Raw genomic sequence first — 21663 nt, 5'->3', positions numbered from 1 at the left:
CGGATACCTGGCTTCTAACACATTTTATTTGATCTCATTAAGACTGCTTTTCTTCTTTTTCCTTTTCTTCACGTAAAACAGCTTTTCGAGAAAGGTTCACACGGCCTTGTTTATCGATTTCAGTGACTTTGACAAGTAATTCATCGCCAAGTTTCACGACATCTTCTACTTTGCCAACACGCTCAAGCGCAAGCTCAGAAATATGAACAAGTCCATCTTTTCCACTGAAGATTTCAAGGAAGGCACCGAATTTTTCAATGCGTTTGACTTTACCTAGGTAAAGCTGTCCTACTTCAACTTCTCTCACAAGATCTTCAATGATTTTCTTCGCTTTTTGGTTCATATCTTCTTCTGTAGAAGAAATAAAGATTGTACCATCTTGTTCAATATCGATTTTCACACCGGTATCTTCAATGATTTTATTGATTTGTTTACCGCTTGGTCCAATGACATCGCGAATTTTATCCGGATTGATTGTCATCGTTAAGATTTTAGGTGCATAACGAGACAATTCTCCTCTAGAAGCAGGAATTGTCGACAGCATACTGTCTAAAATTTCCATTCTTCCTTTTTTCGCTTGTTGAAGAGCCTCTTCTAAGATGTCTTTTGACAAGCCATCGATTTTGATGTCCATTTGAAGGGCTGTGACACCTTTTGATGTACCTGCCACTTTAAAGTCCATATCTCCAAGTGCATCTTCCATTCCTTGAATGTCTGTCAGCACTGTGTAGTATTCCCCAGATTTCACAAGTCCCATTGCAATCCCTGCAACTGGTGCTTTAATTGGAACACCCGCATCCATCATCGCAAGTGTGCTTGCGCAAATACTTGCTTGTGAAGTAGATCCGTTAGATTCTAATACCTCTGAAACGAGGCGAACCGTATAAGGGAAATCTTTTTCGGATGGAATGACTGGTTCTAGTGCACGTTCACCTAGTGCACCATGTCCGATCTCACGACGGCCTGGACCGCGCATTGGACCTGTCTCACCAACACTGAATTGCGGGAAGTTGTAATGGTGCATGAAGCGTTTTGATTCTTCAACACCTAGACCATCAAGAATTTGCACATCGCCAAGTGCACCTAATGTACAAATACTGAGCGCCTGTGTTTGTCCTCTTGTAAATAGGCCTGAACCGTGCGTTCTTGGCAGAAGTCCTACTTCTGAAGAAAGTGGACGGATTTGATCTACGCCGCGTCCATCTGGACGTACTTTCTCTTCAGTGATCAGACGGCGAACTTCGTTTTTGACAAGCTTGTTTAATACATCTTTCGCTTGTTTAATCGTTGCTTCGTCACGTTCTTCTGCTTCAAACTTCTCAACTACAGCTTTTTTCACAGCACTGATCGCATCCTCACGCGCATGCTTCTCATGTACTTGAATCGCTTTCAGCAGGTCAGCTTCAGCAAGTGCTTTTACTTCGTCTGCTAACGTTTGATCTACTTCATATAAAGGAATATCGATTTTTTCTTTACCGACTGCCTTCACAATTTCTTCTTGGAATTCGATTAAGCGTTTGATCTCTTGGTGACCGTACATGATCGCTTCAAGCATTGTCTCTTCTGGTACTTCATCAGCACCAGCTTCTACCATGTTGATTGCATCTTTTGTTCCGGCAACCACAAGATTGATGTCACTTTGTTCAAGCTGCTCCACATTTGGGTTAATGATCAGCTTTCCATCCACTCGTCCTACTGTAACGCCGGCGATTGGTCCCTCAAATGGAATGTCAGACACACATAAAGCTAAAGATGAGCCAAACATTGCAGCCATTTCAGATGAACAATCTTGATCCACACTCATGACGATACTAATGACTTGTACTTCGTTTCTAAATCCATCTGCAAACAGCGGACGAATTGGTCTGTCAATTAAGCGGCTCGCAAGGATAGCCTTTTCACTTGGACGGCCTTCTCTTTTAATGAAGCCGCCAGGAATTTTACCTACTGCGTATAGTCTTTCTTCGTAGTTCACAGTGAGCGGGAAGAAATCAAGTGGTTTTGGTTCTTTAGAAGCTGTTGCTGAGCTAAGCACAGCCGTATCTCCGTAGCGTACGAGGACCGCTCCGTTTGCTTGCTTTGCAAGCTGGCCAGTTTCAACTGTCAGTTGACGTCCAGCCCAGTCTATGGTGAAGACATGTTTCTCTTGTCCCATTCTGAGATAAACTCCTCTCTTATCGTAAAATTTTAGTTAGTTCTTATTATGAACAAAATGATTTTCACATATCAATGTGAAAGCTGTATGTAGAAGGGTATTTGCCATTCTTTCAACATTTTAACCATAAAATATTAGTGATTATACGATAAAAAAGCGGGAATCCTCCCGCTTTTTACGATTATCGACGTAAGCCTAGTTTGTTAATTAACTCACGGTAACGAGTTACGTCTTTATTACGTAGATACGTAAGAAGATTACGACGTCTACCTACCATTTTCAAAAGACCGCGACGTGAGTGGTGATCTTTCTTATGAGTACGTAAATGCTCGTTCAAGTTGTTAATTGATTCTGTTAGGACAGCGATCTGAACTTCTGGAGATCCAGTATCAGATTCGTGTGTTTTGAACTCATTAATTAATTGCGTTTTACGCTCTTGAGTAATTGCCATCCTGTTTCACCTCCAAATCATGTTAGCCCCATCTACCTCGCAGCCGTCGGTGAAGTCGGCCTGCCAAGTAAGTGGTTTTAAAGCTACAGGAATAATCATACTAAAAATATGCTGAATTTGCAAATGGTAGAGCAGTTTTTCTATGATTTTTTTGTTTGCTTATGCTGATCTTGAAAAAACTGAATCGCTTCTTCTTTATCTTGACTGATTTGAGCCGTCAGCTCCTGGATTCCATTAAATTTTCGTTCACTGCGAATGCGCTTGAACCATTGTAATTTAATCGGCTGGCCATATATTTCTTCGTTAAAATCAAAGAGGTTTACTTCAATGGCAGGCTGATCAGGACGTTTTTCATAAAATGTTGGTTTATAGCCGACATTACAAACACCGTCATAAACTTTACCTTTTACTTCTGCTCTTACTGCATATACCCCTGTTGGCGGAATAATGTATTCAGCAGATAAGCCGACATTAGCTGTCGGAAACCCGATCGTCCGTCCGCGTTTGTCTCCATGGATGACAATGCCGCGAAGCTGATAAGGTTTTCCTAAAAGCTCGCTCACATATTCAACATCCCCATTTTTTAATGCGGAACGGATGAGAGTGGAGCTGACTTTTCGGTCTTGATTGGACAGCTTAGGTACGATGGTTGCATTGATACGGCCTTTTCCGTATTCGTCGAACGTTTCCATTGTGCCTGCACCAAAACGGCCAAACGTAAAATCAAACCCCGCTACTGCGTGCTTCACATTCAATTCATCCAAATATTGATCCACAAATTCTTGAGGAGATAGAGCTGCAAAGCTCTCGCTGAATTGTACGATGTATAAATAGTCAGCGCCCAGCTGTTCGATAAAATCAATTTTATCCTCAAGCGGTGTAATTAAGTCTTTTGGTTCCCGTGCCTTTTGCAAAACATGTGATGGATGCGGATGAAAGGTCATGACTGCTAAGGCCAATCCTTCTTTTTCCGCAATGCTTTTCGCTTCGTCAATGACTTTTTGATGCCCGAGGTGAACACCGTCAAAGTACCCTAAAGCCATAACAGACGGGACTTGATCCTTTTGATTCAATGTATGTGGGTGTGAAATATGTATAGTCTTCACGAGATGTCACCTTTTCTTTAAGATTGCTTGTCCTGAGATAAGATCTTCGCCGGCTTCATCAGGTTCTGTTTGGTCGGGTGCTTCATATATATCGCCAGACAACGGCCTGAAGGAGCAAAAACAGCGACACGATCCGCCTCTGCGAAATGAGCAAATTCATCAGGCATTGGCAGGACTGCACCGTTTTCCACTTTACTTGCTAATGTATCATTTATCTCCCATTTCGGCAAATGATTGAGCGCACGCTCGATCGGAACAAGGTGCTCATCTACAGTTCCTTCCTCGCTTATATCTCGCAGCTCATCCAGCGTGATACATTCATCAAGTGTAAAATCACCAGACCCTGTACGAATGAGATGTGACATGTGGGCTGGAAACCCTAGTTTCTTCCCGATATCAACCGCTAAAGTCCTCACATACGTTCCCTTTGAGCATAGAACGGTAAACCTAAATGACACGCTACCATCCTCATATGTGACAGGTGTAGTCCGCTCGATACGGTGAATAGTAATTTCTCGGCTCGGCCGCTCAATTTCAATGCCTTCTCTTGCATATTCATAGAGCTTTTTCCCGCCAATTTTCACAGCAGAAAACATGGGAGGAATTTGTTCAATGGTTCCTTCAAACTGCTTCAGCGCCTCATCAATTTCTTTTTCTGAGATCGGTTTTTCCACTTTTTTTTCTTCTACGATCTCACCTGTTTGGTCTTCTGTTGTTGTAGAAAAGCCAATCGTGATTTCCGCATCATACGTTTTCGATTTATCTGTTAAGTATTCTACAATCTTCGTTGCTCTTCCGATACAAATAGGCAGAACACCTGAAACCTCTGGGTCGAGGGTGCCTGTATGGCCGACTTTTTTTGTGTGCAAAATTTTTCTTACTTTAAACACACAGTCGTGTGAGGTCATGCCTCTTTCTTTATGTAATAAAAGAACACCATTTATCATCTGCGTTCTCTCCTTTCATAAACGATGAAAAAGGACAGACGATCATCGCCTATCCTTATTTCAACATCTTATTCGTGATCTTTTGTGTTTAATTCAGCAATCAGGCTTTCAATTCGATTTCCGTAATCTACAGATTCGTCGAATTCAAAATGCAGTTCTGGTGTTTTGCGAAGTCTGATTCGATTGCCAATTTCAGAGCGGATGTACCCTTTAGCCTTTGCAAGACCTTTTAAGGTTTCCTCTCTTTTCTTCTCGTCGCCAAGAACAGAAATGTAGACTTTGGCAATTTGCAAATCACCGGATACTTCGACATCAGTTACAGTCAAAAAGCCGATTCTTGGATCTTTTAGCTTTCTGCCTAAGATGTCGCCCAATTCTTTTTTCATTTGCTCACCCACACGGGTTGCTCTCATACTCATGATCTTATCACCTCTAATTAAAACCACTCAGTTTTCGTGATCGTTCGTTCAATTTCAGGAAAAGAATCGATAAAGCTTAATACACGCTGAAGCTCCTTTTCCACTTGAACCCGAGATGAGGAAATCACGGCGATTCCGATTGATGTACGCTGCCATGTATCCTGGTAATCCATTTCAGCAATGGTTACATTGAATTTATGACGCGTTCTTGTCAATATTCGCTGAAGAACCGCACGTTTTTCCTTCAGTGAGGATGCATCATAGATCATGCACTCACATTCGGTATAACCGATCATTTTCTTTCGATTTCTTGCATAACGAATGATTCCATGACATCACCTTCACGGATATCATTGTATTTCTTAATGGTAATACCACATTCATAGCCTTGTGAAACTTCTTTCACATCATCTTTAAATCGTTTTAACACGTCAACTTCGCCTTCAAAAATAACGACGCCGTCACGGATTAAGCGGATTCCGCTATCTCTTGTAATCGTTCCTTCAGTTACATAGCCGCCAGCAATTGTACCGATTTTAGATACTTTGAACGTTTGACGAACTTCAACTTGACCGATGACTTTTTCTTCATATTCAGGGTCAAGCATTCCTTTCATCGCAGCTTCAATTTCATCGATGACTTTATAGATAATGCGGTGCAAGCGGATATCTACGTTCTCTGTTTCAGCTGTGCTCTTCGCATTTCCATCAGGACGTACGTTAAAGCCAATCACGATAGCATTAGAAGCACTTGCTAAAATGATGTCTGATTCTGTAATCGCTCCAACACCCGTATGGATGATTTTCACTTTTACGCCTTCGACTTCAATTTTTTGAAGAGCTGCTGTTAATGCTTCAGCAGAGCCTTGTACGTCTGCTTTCACGATCAAGTTGATATCTTTTACGTCACCTTGTTTGATTTGCTCAAATAGGTCGTCTAGAGATAATTTTGCTTTATCTGAACGCTGTTCGTCCAGCTGTTTAGAAGCACGCGCCTCACCGACTTGACGAGCTGTCTTTTCATCTTTGAATACAAGGAACTGATCCCCTGCATTCGGTACATCGTTTAAACCAGTGATTTCAACAGGTGTAGATGGTCCTGCTGTTTTCACGCGGCGGCCGATGTCATTGACCATTGCACGTACACGGCCAAATGTATTTCCGACAACGATTGGGTCACCTACATGAAGTGTACCTGTTTGAACAAGAAGGGTTGCAACAGAACCTCTTCCTTTATCAAGCTCAGCCTCGATGACAGTCCCTTTTGCCGCACGATTAGGGTTGGCTTTCAGTTCTGCTACTTCGCTGACAAGAAGGATCATTTCGATCAATTCGTCAATGCCTTCACCTGTTTTCGCAGATAGTGGAACGAAAATGGTTTCGCCGCCCCAAGCTTCTGGTACAAGACCATGCTCAGTTAATTCCTGCATCACGCGGTCAGGGTTCGCTGTTGGTTTGTCAATTTTGTTAACAGCAACAATGATTGGCACTTCTGCCGCTTTCGCATGGTTAATCGCTTCAATTGTTTGAGGCATGACACCATCATCTGCTGCAACGACTAGAATTGTCGTATCCGTTACTTCGGCACCACGTGCACGCATCGTTGTAAATGCTGCGTGTCCAGGTGTATCAAGGAACGTAATTTTTTTGCCGTTTTCTTCAATTTGGTATGCACCGATATGCTGCGTGATTCCACCTGCTTCGCCTTCGACGACTTTTGTCTTACGAATGCTGTCAAGAAGAGTTGTTTTCCCGTGGTCAACGTGTCCCATGATCGTTACAACTGGAGGGCGTACTTGCATATCTTCTTCTTTATCTTCAACTTCATACTTTTCAAGTTCAGTTTCTTCTAAAATAATGACTTCCTCTACTGGAACACCATATTCAGAAGCGATTAATTCAACTGTATCTTTATCAAGTTCTTGGTTGATCGTTGCCATGACACCAAGCATCATCAGCTTTTTGATGATTTCAGCTGTTTCTTTTCCAAGCTCATCAGCCAGCTGGCCGACAGTCATTGAATTTGTAAATTCAATTTTTTCAGGAAGCTCTTTTTTAGGCTTCACAGGTCTAGCTTGCTGATGCTGCGATTTGTTATTTCCACCGCGTTTATTTTTGTTTTTATTTTGGTTGTTGTTTTTTTTGTTTTTATTAAATTGATTATTCTGCACGTCATTCTTCTTTCTATCATTGTTTTTGTTAGATGATTGTTTTTTTTGTTCTGCGGGTTTCTCGTTAGCTGTCTCTTTTGCTTTGGCTTTTTTATAGATAGCGTCTAGCTTTTTCACAGTGTCGTCTTCAAGCGTCGCCATGTGGTTGTTCACTTCCACGTTCATATCCTTAAGCGCTGCTATAATATCTTTACTTGAAACATCTATGGCTTTTGCGTATTCATATACTCTCACTTTAGCCATTCGTTCACCCCCAAATAAATTAATCGAGCAAGCTTATGAGCTTCTTAGCGAAGCCTTGGTCAGTGACAGCGACAACTACGCGAGCTTCTTTCCCAATAGAACGTCCGAGAACGGAACGGTCTTCAACTTTTCTAACCGGAACATTATAAAATTTGCATTTGTCAGATACCTTTTTCTCTGTGTTAGATGAGGCATCTGCTGCAAGAAGAACCAGCTTAGCACGCGCATGTCTAATTTCTTTGATCACCAGATCTTCTCCTGACACGACTTTACGAGCTCGATTTGCTAGACCAAGCAAAGGATACCATTCAGATTCATTCATTAGGTTTTTTCACCTTTTCAGCCAGTTCTAGTAATTCTTCAAATATGTGTTCGTCAATCTGTGTCTGAAATTGCTGCTGTAAACTGCGTTTGTTTTTTGCCGCAAGAATGGTTTCTTTATCGAGAGAAAGGTAAGCTCCGCGTCCGTTCATTTTTCCGGTAGCGTCAACAGACACTTCTCCTTCTTTAGAACGAACAACACGGATCAGTTCTTTCTTTGGTTTCATTTCTCCCGTCACGACGCATTTTCTAAGCGGGATTTTTTTTCGGCTTTTCACCTTTAATATCACCTCTTATTCGTCAGATTCCTCAGCTACTGGTTCAGCCTCTAAGAAAAGAGATTCAGAGTCTTCAGTTCTTGGGAAAATACCGAGTTCCCTTGCATCTGTTTCGCTTTTAATGTCGATTTTCCAGCTAGTCAGCTTCGCTGCAAGGCGGGCATTTTGACCTCTTTTACCAATCGCTAATGACAGCTGATAATCAGGGACAATGACTGTTGTCGCCTTGTCTTCTTCATTCACAATGACATCAAGTACTTTTGATGGACTGAGCGCATTGGCAACAAATTCAACCGGGTCATTAGACCAATGGACAATGTCAATTTTTTCGCCTTTTAGCTCATTGACAATTGCTTGTACACGCTGACCTTTTGGTCCAACACAGGAGCCAACTGGATCAACATCAGGATCATCTGTACGAACAGATATTTTAGAACGGTCCCCAGCTTCTCTAGCAACCGATTTAAGCTCTACAGTACCATCATAAATTTCTGGTACTTCAATTTCAAATAAACGCTTTAAAAGACCTGGATGTGTTCTAGACACATAAATTTGTGGTCCTTTTGTTGTTTTTTCTACTTTTGTAATGAACACTTTAATGCGGTCATGTGGTTTGTATTCTTCATTTGGCATTTGTTCATTGACAGGAAGAAGGGCTTCGATTTTGCCAAGTGACACGTAAATAAATTTACTGTCAATCCGCTGAACGATTCCCGTCATAATGTCTTCCTCGCGGTCGATGAACTCAGTGTAGATCACACCACGCTCTGCTTCTCTCACTCGCTGCGTCACAACTTGTTTCGCTGTCTGAGCTGCAATGCGTCCGAAGTCTTTTGGTGTGACTTCAATCTCAACGACGTCACCAACCATGTAATTCGGGTTAATATTGGCTGCATCATCTACTGAGATTTCAAGGCGAGAATCATACACTTCATCTACAACATCTTTTCTTGCGAACACACGAATCGTTCCCGTTTCACGGTTTAAATCAACACGAACATTTTGTGCTTGATTAAAATTACGCTTATATGCAGAAATGAGTGCAGCTTCTATCGCTTCAATTATAATTTCTTTACTAATACCCTTCTCTTTCTCAAGAACAGTCAGGGCATCTAACAACTCACTACTCATTTTTATGGTTCCCCCTTATATCAATGAAAAGGTTAATTGAACGAAACTGCTAATCTTGCGTTAGCTATTTTTTCGTATGGAATATTGATCTCTTTCTTTCTTGTCTTGATCTTCACTGTCACTGTTGCAATCTCACCATCAAAGCTTGTAAGCTCACCTTCAAATGCTTTTTCACCATCAATTGGTTCATATGTTTTCATGAAAACATTTTTTCCAAGTGCTTTTTCAAAATCAGCTTTTTTCTTTAATGGGCGCTCCGCTCCAGGAGAGGACACTTCAAGAAAGTAGTTTTGGCTAATCGGATCTGCCTCATCAAGCTTTTCGCTCAAGGCTTCGCTCACTTTGGCACACTCTTCGATATCGACACCTTTATCAGAGTCAATAAACACGCGAAGGAACCAGTTTTGACCCTCTTTGACAAATTCAACATCAACGAGTTCAAGCTGTAAGCCATCTAAAATTGGCTGCACCATTTCGCTTACAACATCCACTACTTTTTTGCTCATTCTCTTCCTCCTTGTGCTTTCGATAAACGCTCTTATCAATCATTCTGCATAAAAACCCTGCTTTATGTGAGCAGGGGGAGCAGAAAACGGATGAATAATGTCGAGACAAAAATTGCCTGTTCAATACAAAAGAGCGGGTTTCCCCACTCTTGTCTCGGTAATCGTTAGCATTTCCATAAAAACTATACCATATCCAATTTTTTTATGCAAATGAAGTTCCTCCTTATAATAGGTACTTGCTCAACGATTACTGCAGCATGTTCAGTACCATTAATACCTCTCTCTTCCTTTATATATAAACGGAAAGCCACTATGAATAGAGCGGACTGGTAATAATGCACCTGAATGCAATGAGCGAAGAACAGAGCTCCCCTATGAAAGAAAGTAACATCTACACTAAGCCATCTCTATTTCCAAAAAACATTTTGTATGACACAGTATGGTTATTTATATAGAAGCAAAGAGTGTATCAGTAAACAGCCACTTTCAAATTTTTCATCCCCCCCCTAATGGATAAGTACTTTAACGTTAAAGAAATAAGCACTTTGCCTTTGCTCACTCACTTCAGAGAACCGCGTTCTAATTTTTAGGGAATAGCAATGTAAAGATCATTCATATTGAACTCCCCGAAGAGCAGGCGGAGACTGAACGGATAACCTTCATATTATACATAGAGAAAGAACCATGTTTATATGGAATGAATTTATCCAGACTGTTTAATCAGCCATGCATGTAAAAGTAAAGGTGTCTTCTGTGCTGAACTGCTATGTTCATCTGGAACCTGCCTTAAGGTGTGCTGTAAATTTTCATTTCCTATTAACGATAAAAATTCCATACTAAATGGGCTGAATCCTCCAATTATAGAAGTACCAATCTTATACTTTACATCTTTTCTAGGTTGGGTTATATAGGTGAGTAACTGCTCGAACTCAGATAATGTCAATGAGGCGTGATATTGATCATATAAATACAGTTCTTCTTCTTTGTTCTGAACTGAACTCATTCCACTTTCTATACTATCTCGATTTAAATCAACTATATAAATAATAGATTCATTTGATAAATAAGGAAGGAACTGTTCTAATAATGCTACAGGATCTTCAAATAGCCCAAAACACAGATGTATTAAAATCGCATCATAACTTTTCGCATGTGATGAAAAATTTTCGATATCTGTACAAATAAAATTAGCTTTTATATTCAATTGATTTGCACAATGTATGGCTTCCTCTGATGAATCAATTCCTGTCAAATCAGCTAGAGGTAATTGCTTAGATAAATACTCAAGCATCTGCCCTTGTCCACATCCTATATCTAAAATAGAGGCAGGCTTTTTTTTGAATGTTAGTTGATAATAAGAAATGAAAGTTTCAGCTGATAGACATCGAGTAAATGGCGTTTCTCGATTATCATAATTTGAACTTATTTTTCTTTTTTCTGGATCCAAAAACCATGACTGAGCCAGCGCTCTTTTTCCTTTAAGCTCTTTCATCTTTTCTAGTATTATCACAGGGTTTACCACCTTTATAAAAGCCTCACCAATCAGTTTCAGATAATACGGGAGGTTTCGTTTTGAAGTTGTTTATTTTGAGAGGTTGAAAAAAATGAATGAACAGATTATGTGAAATATGAAATGCTATCGCTGCTAGAATACCAAATGTTAAGTATGAAATAACTGTGATGAATGTAAAAAGCGACATATAAGCAATAGACTTAACACCGCCTATTGGTATATGCAGCAAGATAAATCCTATTGAACTGATACAAATCGATACCGCCACAGATTCCACAGAATTTGTTAGTAATAATAACGGAAGAAAGAACCGCCAAATCAATTCTTCTGATAGAGCAGTTAATGGAAGAAAAAAGATTGAATCAACATTGACAGCATATCTGCCTCTAAATGCAACAACTTTGTTTTTTAATTTCCATAGAACTGACGGTAATAGGACACCTAATAAAAAGAAGAATAAAATACCATACACATTTTTATTATTAGAAATTTCAACTAAGAGCTCTTGAGAAAATGCTCCACAGCATATAGAAGCTCCGATTATCGTGAATCCATCATAGCTCCTCTGAGGAGTGATATATGTTATTAACTTTCGATCGGATATTGGTTTATCTCTCTTGATTTTGATAACCATTTTAGAGCTTAAGGGACCCAAAAAGTGAAGGAGGATCCCTAAAGCTGCTACCATTGAAATCATCTATTTAAGTACCCGCAATCAATGTATAAATTGGAGCGTCATCTACTCCATTAAATCCACCGATCAGTTCCATTAACTCATCATCGATAAACCCTCCGAATGGTCGGCTATTAATCTTCTGTGCAGTAGATAGCAAAATCATATTTTGCATGACATGTCCTGCCTCCATAAAAACGAAGCGATAAGAACGATGTCCATACTTAAATCGAGAACGCCAAAAATTCGCTGAAATGACTACGGCAAATGCAAAATCTTGAACGGATTCTTCTTGTAACATTATTTTCTCAAATTCTTTTTCAGAGTAATCACCCATTTTAGTCAATCCTTTTCTATACGGATCGAAATGATAAATACCTTTGTCTAAAGAATCCACTTTGTTGGCTACAATAAATAGATCTAGAGGATAAAGTGCCCCGCCAGATGGTATAGGGCGTCTAGGTCCTTCTTTACGCTCTACCAATCCATAACTCTTCTGTAAAACTGTTGAGAGTTGTTCTAATGAAACACTCCCCCCGCTAAAATAATCTGCACTTCTTCGTTCCTGAATGACATCGTCTAAAGATATATTTGTATTTAATGGTTTAGGTAGTAAAATTAAAGGCAGGTCATCAAATCTTTTACTTGCATGTGTAGCAATCTTTTGCAAAGTTTGAGATCGCAGCAGCCCTGCAACACCGGGTGCGTCCCATGCCATTGAACCCCTATAGATTTTTGTTGCCTCAAACCAATTTTCAGAAGGATCATCAAACCGTAATGCTTCGTTTCCATACACAACATCAGCCAAATTAGTAGCATGTCTTTCAATACTATTCATATATTTAATCACCTTTCTACGATATTAAGGAAATGGATGCGGAATTGGATTCAGTTCTTCTAACTTAAAAGGTTTATCTACTAAACCTAAATGATAAGAATGTTTTAAAATTCGTTCTCCGCCCAACATTCTACCTCTATAAAGAACGTCAATCGGTTTATATCCAGGAATAATTGATTTTACGACATAGGCACCAGCATCTTTTATATCAGGGCTGGTTAAATCAAAAGTTGCCACATGATATCCTTGTTTTGATAAATGACTGACAAGGTTAGTCCATAGAATGTCTGGAGAACGATCATCAAACGGTGCATAGTCTTTAACGTCCACTAATTTCTCACTTGCTGTTAAAAAATCAGCTTCTTTCACAATAGCTGTTCCCGCATAGAGTTTAATATGATCTTCAAAACTGTTAATATCTCGATGATAATCTACATCCACTAAGGCGTTCCCTAATCGTTGTTCTGTTTTTACCCAAGTTCTTGTATACATTCCCTCTATCGCAGCTTTCTCACATGCTCTTTCAATTGAATGAGCAGAGGCCGCGCCAATAGCAAATGGAGCTAAATCTGTATGAGGATTTCTTATCACTGCCAAAATAGTAGGAACACCAGAAAAAATGCTCATGTCTACTAAATGCAAATCAAGAGAAGTAGGTTTAATATATCTTTCATAGAAGTGTTTTAATCTAGGTGAGGTATTAATATCGATCTGCGGTAAACTTAACTTATTGTACCAAGTAAGCATAAATGCATCTCTTTCAATTGTTTCAAATAAACCTGAGATTGCCGCTTCTTGATATGTAATACCACAAGCTAGTCCATTACTAGTTGCATGACCAATATTGGGGTCTCCTGGCCACTCAGTATAGTTTGCAATATGAATTAATTGAGCAGGCGTCCAAACTTCTTCATTATTTTCAGCAATATGACCTTTTCTCCACCATAATTTTGTATCTTCATTCCATCTATCATGAGGAAAATTCGGGTCTTCATATTGAGTGACAGCATACATCTCCCACTTATCAAAGCCAATTACTGATTTGCCTTCATTGATTAAGTCCTTTTGAGTACCAAAACATACAATATCAGAGTTTAAAGGTAAATAAGCGGCACTATATCTTTCCACCGTTTCACCTATAGCTGCTAATCTGGCTGCAGCTGGATTAGCAGATCCTCCCCCATTATATGAATTAGACGGTACCCCAAATAAAATATTGCTGTCTGTACCATGCGCTCCATATGAATGACCCCATATATCATCAACGTCTCTGAGTTTTCTATACTCTCTACGGACTATCCCAACATAAGGATCTGCCAATTGGTCGAGTATTTCCCATGACTCTTCTAACGTTGTCCATTTATTAGCCATAATTAATTATTCACCTCACCATGAAACCAAACTTGAGGAAAACCTGTATCTGCAGCTGGGGAACACTTCGGGCATCTAGGTACTCTATAGACACGATGATGATTAAATGAGACACCTTTATCATCTAAATTAATTGTTGTAAATCCACCTGGTATTGCACTTGGTGCGTAATCTTTTAGTGTGAGCCATTCTAAAATTAAATTACTTGCAATTCCGATTTGAACTAAATGAATCGGCATATGATAAACCGGTTTCTTTTCAGGATTTATAGGCTTTATTTTCATTAAGTCTGAACGCAATACTTCGTCAGAAAAGTTTGCTGACTTTCGAAGGTTATAGCAATGTAAACAAGCTGATTGATGTGGTATGAAAAATGGACCTACCCAAGATGTCTGTCCATCATATGGCACAATGCTCAACCAAGGTATGTGGTCTTCTAATGCTAGATCATTTATTTCTTCAAAAATCGGGTCTAAATGAGAGTTGCCAATAGCAACCCTGATATCCGGCTGCTTATTTAATTCTCCTTTAAGCACTACATGTAGCCCTGCCTCTTGCAAATGACGAATAAATTCAGCAGCAACTGGATTATGATCTCGCGTAATAACTTCAACAATTCCTGTTTTTAAACGATCTAGTATATCTTCAACCAATACTTGTCCACCGGCTCTTTCATAAGACAAAAGCGCCGTCAAATCAAAGTTCATATCCGTCTTAACACACATTCCGTTTGTAACTAAAAATTCGAGGACATGTTTTAATTGATCACTCTCTACTTCGAAATTCTCCTCTAGTTCTTTAATCGAAACCCCATTATCTTCCGTGAGATAATTAGAAATTTCTTGAATAAATTCAATAATTCCGTCACCTTCAATTTTGGTGACAGTTTGCGCTTTTAAACCAATCAAACTGTCTTCTAGTTTACCTAGCGTAATGTGTGGTGCTAATTTATACCTCGTCATTTCTTGGTCTTTGACAAACATATATTATTCCTCCTTTAAGAATAATTAATTTGTATTTTAGATAATTGGGCCCGAGTTGGGGGGTGACCAATTATTTGTTCAAGCGTGTTCGTAAATGGCTGTAAATGTTTTGAAGAAGAAGCTTCTTGAAAACCGACTAACCATTCTAATACGTCTAAAGGCATATTGTTCTGGGACAATATTGATATGACCTCTTCTTTACTTTTACAATACAATTCAATTTTCATGTTTAAATCCTCTTCAAAAATATCCTTCAGCCTACTCATACTTACTAACTCTGGTCCTGTTAAATCATATGCCTTTCCAGCGCGATTCCTAACATCCTGTTTAGGGATCAAACATGCCTTTACAACATCTTTTGTATTGATCCAATTAACTCCCTCGGGAGAAAATGCAGTTATTAATTTACCAGTAGCACCTGCCCATCCTCTATAAAGTTCTATATTAATATCAAGCGGTGAAGTCCTATAAAGTATGCTATTCTGATAGATTTTCAATAATTCACTTTCAAGAGAACCTAGTTCATCCTCGACAGTATGCCTTCTATTAGATAAAATAATCGTTTCCGTTTGAAAATCAGTATTATTTATAAAGAATTCTTTGTCATAACTAACAGCCCCGCCCAAATCAATTATTTGAACAGGATAGTCTTCATACTCAACTTTCATCTTCTCTAAATAGGCTTTTATTGGTTCTCTAATCCCGACATAATGAATACTCATAAAGATCCCCTCCCTCTTTTCTCTTTCCTGATTATCAGTGAATGGTGAAAATCTAAATTAATCAAACTTATAATAGAAATAGTAATCTTCTATTTGAGTTCTTCATAACATAGTAACCTCAACTTTTTTCATACATTTAATTAACTTAATATCTAAATACCCAAAACATTTGATTCAAATTAACACCAACCTTTAATCCAAAAATAACATAAAGACCATATAAAACCTCAAAATACATTAAATTTTAAATATAGTATTATTTTCCATAGTCATATTAAACCACATTTTTTCAGTGGTATCAACGGACTTTTCAGAAAATATAAAACTTTCACACTCACATATTGACAAATAAAGACTTATGAACCATCATATGTAATATATCAACTACATATCTATGTTGATAAATTTTAACTAAGGAGGTCTTAAAGATGACTAAAATTACAATCCCAACTGCTTTGGCTGCTAAGGTACATGGGGAAGGTCAACATTTATTCGAACCAATGGCTGCGCGCTGCACTTGCACAACAATCATCTCAAGTTCTTCAACTTTCTAATCAACTTTAGTTTTTTCGACATATCATTGAAAAGATCGCTCGCCCACCTAGCGAAGCAGACTTAGCTAGGTGGGTGGGCATTTTTTATTTGAAAATAGAAGTTTCCACGTTTATTTTGCTTAACGAAAACCTTGCATCCAGTTAATGGGACAGCAAGAGATAGTGAATAAAACAAAAAAGGCTATTGAGATTTTTCTCAATAGCCCCCACTGTATTAAATATCGATTACTTCCACACCGCTTAAATCTGCCCCTTCTCCTTCTAAAATATGATAAGTCATTTTATCCATTGTCACTCCAATAAAGTTTAATTTTTTAATCGTACATGATTTAAAATTAACATTGATTAATTTAGAATTCTCAAAAGTAATGTTTTTAAAATAACAATTTTCAAATAAAACATTTATTAAAGATGATTCATCAATACTAATGTTGGGTAAATGACAGCCATATAAGGATGAATTCGTTATCTCACAATGTTCAAAATGAGATTGAGTCAAATCACTCTTTTCAAAGGTAGATGAGGAAATTTTAGAATGGCTAATATTAACTTTTCTCAGATAGCACCCATTAAAATCTGAATGGCTCATTACTTTTTGTACAATCGATAGCCCCTTAAAATCGCATAACTTATATTTAACATTTATAAACGTTAACCAATCTAAATCAGCATTAACAAATATTTTTTTCACATGCTCTACGCGGTTATGATCATCAATTACTAATGTATGATTATCAATGCTTATTTCGCCTGATTTCAGCTTTTCAATAAGCATATCCTGAACCTCTGCATCTTTTAATCCATCATTTTCGAGTTTTAATTTAACATTTCCAAGCAGCTCTAATAATTCTTTTTTCTTTTCTTCATATGTTTTGTCTTTTTTATATGGCCGAAAACAACTTTCAACATACAGTTCTAACTCTTCACTTAACATTGACTCACTCCTTTTTTTCAGACAGCATACAAGCATTGATTTTGCGGTGCATAACATTTAGCTGAAATTTTTAGAGACTAGCCTCTTGCTCGCTTTATATATTTTTTATAGCCAACCAACGAAAGAATAAACCCTAACAGTGTATAGCCTATAAGGACTGCTGTTACTAAGATCAAATTCTCTCCCCCTGGTAGTGTTGATACTGATTGCACTAAACCTTGATGTGCCCAATACTGCGGGAAGAGCATACCAATTATTTTGAGATAACTAGGTAATTGATCAAATGGAGTCCATAAGCCACAAGCAACTGCTGTCCCTAAAGCAATCATGTTTGTCATCACTAGGCCTGTATTCTCAGTTTTAGCAAATGCGGCGATGGCAACTCCCCATGAAGTCACTTGCATTGATAATAGAACAACTACTAAGAAATACGAGCTGTATTGTGTTATTTCAATACCATATAAATAAACCCCTAAAATGGTTAACAACAAAACTTGAAATAAGATAATGATAAAAAATGGAACGCACTTTCCCAGAAAAAAATGATGCGGCTGTAAAGGAGTGCTTGCTAGCCTTGCCACAATTCCTTTCTCACGATCTTTTACAAAACTAATGACAATTGAAATAATGACAAATGTGGAGAAAAACACGCTCATCCCTGTCACTGATTGAGAAGCAACTAATGTTTTTTGTGCTTGAGAACTACCTGATGTAAATAATTCTATTAAAAGAATAATTGAAGCAACTGGTAATAAAATGGTCCAGAACAACAATGATCGATCTTTCACCTGTTTTATAGATTCGATGCGGACTAATGGCCACATAAAAATCACTCCCGTTATATTAATTTGATTCCCTTCTATATAACTCTTAAATAATCACATTTTTTATTTATTTTACCATTTGTGGATGTGACGAATTAGAATTAGTCACATAATGTTGACTAATTACGTATGATTTTAAATCACGGTACACACAAATTAATTCTGTTCGTTAGATTTATGCTCTTTCTACATCAGTTACTCTTTTAAGTTATTTTAATTGAAAAAAATACGAGAGTGCTTTTCATTCATAAAGACATTTTATTGTAATTGATCCCGTAAATCTGTTCCTGTTAATTGAAAAAAGACATCTTCAAGTCTCGGTCTGTACAAAGATAATTGTTGGGGAACCAATGATTCCTTTTTACTCAGTTTAGCCAAATCTTCTAAAGTATCTAATGGTTTTGTAGTTTTAACTAACACTCCACCTTGATGAGTAACAAAATCATACCCGAGACTAGTTAATGTTTTATTAGGAATCATAGATTCAAAAAAGATAGATGTTTCTGCGTAGCGATTCAAAAGCTCATCTATTTTGCCTTCTTCAACAATGTTCCCTTTATCAATGAAAGCCACATAATCACATAAACTCTCTATTTCCTCCATATAATGACTAACATAGATAATAGTTCTTCCCTCTTCCTTCAATTTGTTAATGATGTCGAAAATATAACGTCTTGATTGAGGATCTACCCCCACTGTCGGTTCATCTAAAAGAATTAACTTAGGAGCATGCATTAGAGCGCAGCCAATATTCAAACGACGTTTCATTCCTCCTGAAAAGCTTTCAACTATATCATTTGCTCTTTCCCACAATCCTACATCTTTTAGTGTTTTTTCTACTCTTTCTTCTAATGATTTCCCTTTCAAACCATAAATTTGTCCAAAAAACTCCATATTTACTTTAGCTGTTAATTTTTCCTCTAAGCTGATGTCTTGCGGGATGTAGCCGAGCGCACTCTTAGACTCACCAACATGCTCAACTCTGCCTTCATAAGATTTAATAATGTGAGATATAATTTTCATCAAGGTTGATTTACCAGAACCATTTGGACCTATTAATCCATAACAAACTCCTTCTGGAATTGTTAATGTAATACTTTTTAACGCTTGGGTAGTCCCGTATTTTTTACTGACGTTTTCTATTTTCAACATTCGGCACTCTTTCCTTCCATGTCATTTATTTTTTAAAATGGCTTCAATAACACTCAAATATTCTTTGTAGGCGTGCTCTCCTAAATCTGTTATACTAACGATTGTTTTTGGTTTTTTATCCACAAATGTCTTTGTAATTAGCACATAGCCTGCATCCTCTAATTTTTTTAAATGCGAGCCCAAATTACCGTCTGTTACAGATAAAGAGGCTTTTAAGAAGCTAAAATCACATTTTTCATAAATCATTAATAAACTCATAATCCCTAACCGAACTTTTGGATGGATTAAATCATTTAAACTATTGACATTACTCATTTCCTTGTCCTTTTCTTTTTAAAATCACACCAGTTAATAACAAACTTCCTCCACCAATAAAAGCGAAGATAATGTTCATTAAACTAGGAAATAATAAAAATGTAGTTACACCTAAAACACTTAGCCAGAACCCCATAATAAAGATCTCTTTAGCCAGAACAATACCTAAGAGTAAATACATGATAGAAACCAATAAAACAACATAAAAGGGTAAATTATTTAATGTATATGGTAATAAACCAACACATATTAAAAAAATAAAGATACCTAAAATAATTCCAAGACCAAGCCATGTGTATTGTAATTGAGTTCTTAAAAACAAGGGCATTGGTATCATTTTCTTTTGTTTAAAATATGTAGTTAAAGTGATAACCCAACCCGCAATGCCTAAAATAAGCCAAAAGACACCTGCAGTTATTGAATTAGCAAAAAGTAAAGGTATTGAATATCCCATTATCCAAATGAGGCCCCAAATGATAAAATAAATACTGGTTTGTTTACAATACTCTGTTTTATAGTTTGTAATCGTCTTGATATGAGATAAATTCTCTAATATTTCTGAATTATTGAATTTTTCATTAGTCATAAATAAACTCCTCTTCCACAAAGAACTCTGTGATACAGAGTATAGATTTAAATTTCCATTTAGTCAAGTTATTGGAAATACTTTTTTTATGAATTAAAATAAAAAATAGATATAACCACCTCCTTCCTAACGAATCTCCAAATACCTTCTGCTTCTTGATCGTTTCTGAAAACCTCAATGGTTGGTCTCATAAACGCTTCTTTTTTAAGAAATTTAAATATAGAAAAGGTGATAAACAAGCATTTTAAATTTTCTATTTGGAAAGTAAGAACTACTAATTGGAGTGAGCTATATAAACAGTTCCTTATTCAGCAGGCATTCGTCATCGATTCTTTTCTTTCATTCTTTTCGCATGTTCACTAATAAGTGCTGCCTCCCTGCTCCCTTTTATAATGCGGAAACCGTCATAATCCGGATAGAGCGAGTCATCGTCCTGAATGCTTGTTAAAATCCAAAATTGACTGCCAGCCCCTCCGAGCCGCTCTACCGCTGACAGCCAGCTCTGATATACGTCAGGACGAGCTGATTGATTTTGATAGCCAAACTCTTCTAGCACAACTGGCTTTCCGATTGACTTCCCGCGGGTGATATGGTCTTCGATCCATTTCACTCCCCAGGCAGCAGACTTGCTCCAGTGATCTGGGTACAGATGATAGGTTCCATAATCGATATTAGGAAGAGATGTTAAACGGTCCCAATCGACGCCTTCTCCTCCACCGTAAAACCAATCTTCATGTCCTGGTATGCGAAAGAATCCTTCATCTCCTACTGCAACAAGATGGTGACGATCCAGCGATTTGATCCATGTACTCATTTCATCTGCCCATTTGACTAGTACATTTCCCGTTGGATCTGACTGCATCCGCGGCTCGTTGGCTAATTCCCAAGTCATAATAGCTGGATCGTCTTTATATTGAACACCTGTATACGTATTGGTTCTTTCTAATACATAGCGCACATAATTTTTGTAAGCTTTTTGAATACGAGGATCTGTATAGAAGGCATCATGCGATCCTGCCCCGAACCACTTCACATATTGATTCATACCGCCAAAGTCATCCCAATTGTTCACTAGTGGGATCACAAGCTTTATTCCTTCCTGTCCTGCTTTATAAATCGCATAATCTAGTTTTTGAAAACCAGATTCTTCATAGACGCCTGGACTAGATTGTAAGACTGAGTTTTCTTGAGGAGCCCCGTCGTGAAAGCCCCAAATCCGTATGACCTTTAAATTCATTGCTTTCATATCATCGAACACAGCATCTACCATTTTTTTAGATTTGTAATGGAAATAGTAATTATTTGTGCCGGCGAAGTAAAATGGTTGATTGTTCAGCGTAAATTGTGTACCAGACGTCTGCACATAAGCAGCGGCCTTCATCGTAAGCGAAAACCAGCCAGACCATATAGCGGCTATAAGTATGAAGCAAGACACTCTTTGAGCCCACTTTTTCATTTACATTCTCCTCAC

General features: G+C 38.0%; 24 protein-coding genes. 1 reads left to right on the top strand and 23 read right to left on the bottom strand.

Features of this window, described 5'->3' with window-relative positions; translation table 11 throughout:
* Positions 1-37: 37 nt before the first annotated feature.
* From pnp to NST65_RS07980, 17 genes are all read right to left on the bottom strand, one after another.
* Positions 38-2155: a polyribonucleotide nucleotidyltransferase gene (gene pnp, locus NST65_RS08060; protein WP_024424134.1), complete on the bottom strand. Its 2118-nt coding sequence runs from the start codon at positions 2153-2155 to the stop codon at positions 38-40.
* A 181-nt stretch (positions 2156-2336) separates the two neighbouring features.
* Positions 2337-2606, bottom strand: a complete 270-nt coding sequence (gene rpsO / locus NST65_RS08055; protein WP_008354438.1) for a 30S ribosomal protein S15 — start codon at positions 2604-2606, stop codon at positions 2337-2339.
* A 140-nt stretch (positions 2607-2746) separates the two neighbouring features.
* Entirely contained in the window at positions 2747-3712 is a 966-nt protein-coding gene (ribF, locus tag NST65_RS08050) for a bifunctional riboflavin kinase/FAD synthetase (RefSeq protein WP_034623584.1), read from the bottom strand.
* Between the two features lie 17 nt (positions 3713-3729).
* A complete protein-coding gene (gene truB, locus NST65_RS08045) occupies positions 3730-4659 on the bottom strand; it encodes a tRNA pseudouridine(55) synthase TruB (RefSeq protein ID WP_024427004.1) in 930 nt (309 codons plus the stop codon).
* Positions 4660-4727: 68 nt separating this feature from the next.
* Positions 4728-5078: a 30S ribosome-binding factor RbfA gene (rbfA, locus tag NST65_RS08040; protein ID WP_007499525.1), complete on the bottom strand. Its 351-nt coding sequence runs from the start codon at positions 5076-5078 to the stop codon at positions 4728-4730.
* Between the two features lie 17 nt (positions 5079-5095).
* Positions 5096-5374 (bottom strand): DUF503 domain-containing protein, encoded by a 279-nt coding sequence (locus NST65_RS08035; RefSeq protein WP_024424137.1) that lies wholly within the window; start codon positions 5372-5374, stop codon positions 5096-5098.
* Positions 5371-7491: a translation initiation factor IF-2 gene (gene infB, locus NST65_RS08030; protein ID WP_034623586.1), complete on the bottom strand. Its 2121-nt coding sequence runs from the start codon at positions 7489-7491 to the stop codon at positions 5371-5373. Before infB ends, NST65_RS08035 begins: the two co-directional genes overlap by 4 nt.
* A gap of 19 nt (positions 7492-7510) precedes the next feature.
* Complete coding sequence (locus NST65_RS08025; protein WP_024424138.1) at positions 7511-7813, bottom strand: YlxQ family RNA-binding protein; 303 nt, start codon at positions 7811-7813, stop codon at positions 7511-7513.
* Positions 7806-8090 (bottom strand): YlxR family protein, encoded by a 285-nt coding sequence (locus NST65_RS08020; RefSeq protein ID WP_024424139.1) that lies wholly within the window; start codon positions 8088-8090, stop codon positions 7806-7808. Before NST65_RS08020 ends, NST65_RS08025 begins: the two co-directional genes overlap by 8 nt.
* 15 nt (positions 8091-8105) lie before the next feature.
* A complete protein-coding gene (gene nusA / locus NST65_RS08015) occupies positions 8106-9221 on the bottom strand; it encodes a transcription termination factor NusA (RefSeq protein ID WP_024424140.1) in 1116 nt (371 codons plus the stop codon).
* A 32-nt stretch (positions 9222-9253) separates the two neighbouring features.
* Positions 9254-9727 carry a ribosome maturation factor RimP gene (rimP, locus tag NST65_RS08010; RefSeq protein ID WP_003211398.1) on the bottom strand — a complete coding sequence of 158 codons (474 nt, stop codon included), beginning with the start codon at positions 9725-9727 and terminating at the stop codon, positions 9254-9256.
* A gap of 703 nt (positions 9728-10430) precedes the next feature.
* The gene (locus NST65_RS08005) at positions 10431-11237 is read right to left on the bottom strand and encodes a class I SAM-dependent methyltransferase (protein ID WP_342489356.1); all 807 of its coding nucleotides are present in this window, start codon (positions 11235-11237) and stop codon (positions 10431-10433) included.
* 25 nt (positions 11238-11262) lie between these two features.
* A complete protein-coding gene (locus tag NST65_RS08000) occupies positions 11263-11928 on the bottom strand; it encodes a CPBP family intramembrane glutamic endopeptidase (protein WP_061109856.1) in 666 nt (221 codons plus the stop codon).
* Positions 11929-11941: 13 nt separating this feature from the next.
* Positions 11942-12751: a SagB/ThcOx family dehydrogenase gene (locus NST65_RS07995; protein ID WP_034281835.1), complete on the bottom strand. Its 810-nt coding sequence runs from the start codon at positions 12749-12751 to the stop codon at positions 11942-11944.
* A gap of 24 nt (positions 12752-12775) precedes the next feature.
* Positions 12776-14122 (bottom strand): YcaO-like family protein, encoded by a 1347-nt coding sequence (locus NST65_RS07990; RefSeq protein ID WP_065214363.1) that lies wholly within the window; start codon positions 14120-14122, stop codon positions 12776-12778.
* A 2-nt stretch (positions 14123-14124) separates the two neighbouring features.
* Positions 14125-15105, bottom strand: a complete 981-nt coding sequence (locus tag NST65_RS07985; protein ID WP_034281831.1) for a TOMM precursor leader peptide-binding protein — start codon at positions 15103-15105, stop codon at positions 14125-14127.
* A 14-nt stretch (positions 15106-15119) separates the two neighbouring features.
* Positions 15120-15827 carry a hypothetical protein gene (locus tag NST65_RS07980; RefSeq protein ID WP_342489355.1) on the bottom strand — a complete coding sequence of 236 codons (708 nt, stop codon included), beginning with the start codon at positions 15825-15827 and terminating at the stop codon, positions 15120-15122.
* A gap of 428 nt (positions 15828-16255) precedes the next feature.
* Between NST65_RS07980 and NST65_RS07975 the strand changes: the two genes are divergently transcribed.
* On the top strand, positions 16256-16381 hold the full coding sequence (locus NST65_RS07975; RefSeq protein WP_080701195.1) for a plantazolicin family TOMM peptide: 126 nt from the start codon (positions 16256-16258) through the stop codon (positions 16379-16381).
* A 214-nt stretch (positions 16382-16595) separates the two neighbouring features.
* Here NST65_RS07975 and NST65_RS07970 read toward each other — a convergent pair whose 3' ends face one another.
* The 6 genes from NST65_RS07970 to NST65_RS07945 all read right to left on the bottom strand — a co-directional run bounded on the left by NST65_RS07970 (position 16596) and on the right by NST65_RS07945 (position 21648).
* Positions 16596-17315: a pentapeptide repeat-containing protein gene (locus NST65_RS07970; protein ID WP_164512170.1), complete on the bottom strand. Its 720-nt coding sequence runs from the start codon at positions 17313-17315 to the stop codon at positions 16596-16598.
* Positions 17316-17392: 77 nt separating this feature from the next.
* Positions 17393-18139, bottom strand: coding sequence for an ABC transporter permease (locus tag NST65_RS07965; RefSeq protein ID WP_024427002.1), 747 nt, complete (start codon positions 18137-18139; stop codon positions 17393-17395).
* A gap of 258 nt (positions 18140-18397) precedes the next feature.
* Positions 18398-19291, bottom strand: a complete 894-nt coding sequence (locus tag NST65_RS07960; protein ID WP_111927378.1) for an ABC transporter ATP-binding protein — start codon at positions 19289-19291, stop codon at positions 18398-18400.
* A 21-nt stretch (positions 19292-19312) separates the two neighbouring features.
* Positions 19313-19606 carry a transcriptional regulator gene (locus NST65_RS07955; RefSeq protein ID WP_056766457.1) on the bottom strand — a complete coding sequence of 98 codons (294 nt, stop codon included), beginning with the start codon at positions 19604-19606 and terminating at the stop codon, positions 19313-19315.
* The gene (locus tag NST65_RS07950; RefSeq protein WP_056766455.1) at positions 19599-20192 is read right to left on the bottom strand and encodes a hypothetical protein; all 594 of its coding nucleotides are present in this window, start codon (positions 20190-20192) and stop codon (positions 19599-19601) included. Before NST65_RS07950 ends, NST65_RS07955 begins: the two co-directional genes overlap by 8 nt.
* A gap of 322 nt (positions 20193-20514) precedes the next feature.
* Positions 20515-21648 carry a cellulase family glycosylhydrolase gene (locus NST65_RS07945; protein WP_111927374.1) on the bottom strand — a complete coding sequence of 378 codons (1134 nt, stop codon included), beginning with the start codon at positions 21646-21648 and terminating at the stop codon, positions 20515-20517.
* Between the last annotated feature and the right edge of the window lie 15 nt (positions 21649-21663).

The organism is Bacillus sp. FSL P4-0248 (assembly GCF_038593305.1).
GTDB lineage: Bacteria > Bacillota > Bacilli > Bacillales > Bacillaceae > Bacillus > Bacillus safensis.
This window is presented reverse-complemented; position numbering and strand designations above follow the sequence as displayed.

What these genes read in the sequence shown, in the direction of transcription:
- pnp (WP_024424134.1), bottom strand. Translation starts at nt 2,155, where the DNA reads ATGGGACAAGAGAAACATGTCTTCACCATAGACTGGGCTGGACGTCAA.
- NST65_RS07965 (WP_024427002.1), bottom strand. Translation starts at nt 18,139, where the DNA reads ATGTGGCCATTAGTCCGCATCGAATCTATAAAACAGGTGAAAGATCGA.
- rimP (WP_003211398.1), bottom strand. Translation starts at nt 9,727, where the DNA reads ATGAGCAAAAAAGTAGTGGATGTTGTAAGCGAAATGGTGCAGCCAATT.
- NST65_RS07975 (WP_080701195.1), top strand. Translation starts at nt 16,256, where the DNA reads ATGACTAAAATTACAATCCCAACTGCTTTGGCTGCTAAGGTACATGGG.
- NST65_RS08035 (WP_024424137.1), bottom strand. Translation starts at nt 5,374, where the DNA reads ATGATCGGTTATACCGAATGTGAGTGCATGATCTATGATGCATCCTCA.
- NST65_RS07995 (WP_034281835.1), bottom strand. Translation starts at nt 12,751, where the DNA reads ATGAATAGTATTGAAAGACATGCTACTAATTTGGCTGATGTTGTGTAT.
- NST65_RS08000 (WP_061109856.1), bottom strand. Translation starts at nt 11,928, where the DNA reads ATGGTAGCAGCTTTAGGGATCCTCCTTCACTTTTTGGGTCCCTTAAGC.
- NST65_RS08025 (WP_024424138.1), bottom strand. Translation starts at nt 7,813, where the DNA reads ATGAATGAATCTGAATGGTATCCTTTGCTTGGTCTAGCAAATCGAGCT.
- NST65_RS07990 (WP_065214363.1), bottom strand. Translation starts at nt 14,122, where the DNA reads ATGGCTAATAAATGGACAACGTTAGAAGAGTCATGGGAAATACTCGAC.
- NST65_RS07950 (WP_056766455.1), bottom strand. Translation starts at nt 20,192, where the DNA reads ATGACTAATGAAAAATTCAATAATTCAGAAATATTAGAGAATTTATCT.
- NST65_RS07955 (WP_056766457.1), bottom strand. Translation starts at nt 19,606, where the DNA reads ATGAGTAATGTCAATAGTTTAAATGATTTAATCCATCCAAAAGTTCGG.
- NST65_RS07985 (WP_034281831.1), bottom strand. Translation starts at nt 15,105, where the DNA reads ATGTTTGTCAAAGACCAAGAAATGACGAGGTATAAATTAGCACCACAC.
- rbfA (WP_007499525.1), bottom strand. Translation starts at nt 5,078, where the DNA reads ATGAGTATGAGAGCAACCCGTGTGGGTGAGCAAATGAAAAAAGAATTG.
- nusA (WP_024424140.1), bottom strand. Translation starts at nt 9,221, where the DNA reads ATGAGTAGTGAGTTGTTAGATGCCCTGACTGTTCTTGAGAAAGAGAAG.
- truB (WP_024427004.1), bottom strand. Translation starts at nt 4,659, where the DNA reads ATGATAAATGGTGTTCTTTTATTACATAAAGAAAGAGGCATGACCTCA.
- infB (WP_034623586.1), bottom strand. Translation starts at nt 7,491, where the DNA reads ATGGCTAAAGTGAGAGTATATGAATACGCAAAAGCCATAGATGTTTCA.
- NST65_RS07970 (WP_164512170.1), bottom strand. Translation starts at nt 17,315, where the DNA reads ATGTTAAGTGAAGAGTTAGAACTGTATGTTGAAAGTTGTTTTCGGCCA.
- rpsO (WP_008354438.1), bottom strand. Translation starts at nt 2,606, where the DNA reads ATGGCAATTACTCAAGAGCGTAAAACGCAATTAATTAATGAGTTCAAA.
- NST65_RS07960 (WP_111927378.1), bottom strand. Translation starts at nt 19,291, where the DNA reads ATGTTGAAAATAGAAAACGTCAGTAAAAAATACGGGACTACCCAAGCG.
- NST65_RS07945 (WP_111927374.1), bottom strand. Translation starts at nt 21,648, where the DNA reads ATGAAAAAGTGGGCTCAAAGAGTGTCTTGCTTCATACTTATAGCCGCT.
- NST65_RS07980 (WP_342489355.1), bottom strand. Translation starts at nt 15,827, where the DNA reads ATGAGTATTCATTATGTCGGGATTAGAGAACCAATAAAAGCCTATTTA.